The 623-nt window shown below is 62.4% G+C and carries 1 protein-coding gene; it reads left to right on the forward strand.

What is annotated here, in order from left to right; translation table 11 throughout:
* Positions 1 to 197 precede the first annotated feature (197 nt).
* A partial coding sequence (locus tag NW838_RS09580; protein ID WP_414427937.1) for an aminotransferase class V-fold PLP-dependent enzyme occupies positions 198 to 623 on the forward strand: 426 nt, incomplete at its 3' end.

Raw genomic sequence — 623 nt, forward strand, 5'->3', positions numbered from 1 at the left:
TGCTGACCAATTTTCTGGCCATCGGCTTGGTGGAGTCGGTGGTGATGCACCGCCAGCGTACTAGTCTTTTCAAGTAGGCAGGCTCAATTTGCCTCCAGCGGGTTTGGCCTCAACAAGGGGAAGCTGCTGCCAGCGTTGGGCAACACTGGCCAAGGATCTTAAGATAGGAACACGGAGCCCCGGCTGGTCGAGCTGGCATGTTGCGTTTGGATCCTGCCCTCTACTTTGACCACAGCGCCACCACTCCGCCTCGGCCTGAGGTGATCGAGGCCATGCAGATGGCGATGCAGGAAAGCTGGGGCAACCCCTCCAGCTTGCACGGGTGGGGAGAACGGGCCGCCATGGCCATGGAGCGGGCGCGGCAGCAGGTGGCCGAGCTGCTTAACTGTGAGCCGGAGGCGCTGCTGTTTACCTCAGGCGGGACGGAGTCCAACAACCTGGCCCTGTTTGGGGTGGCCCAGCGCTACTCTACTCCCCAACATCTCATCATCTCCAGCGTCGAGCACGCCTCGGTGGAGAATGCTGCCCGCCAGTTGCAGTCCCAAGGCTGGCAGGTCACCCGTCTGCTGGTGAACGCCGCCGGCCAGGTGGATCCCCAGACTTTGATCCAGGCGCTGCAACCC

Source organism: Synechococcus sp. R55.2 (assembly GCF_047462075.1).
In the GTDB taxonomy this organism is placed as follows: domain Bacteria; phylum Cyanobacteriota; class Cyanobacteriia; order Thermostichales; family Thermostichaceae; genus Thermostichus.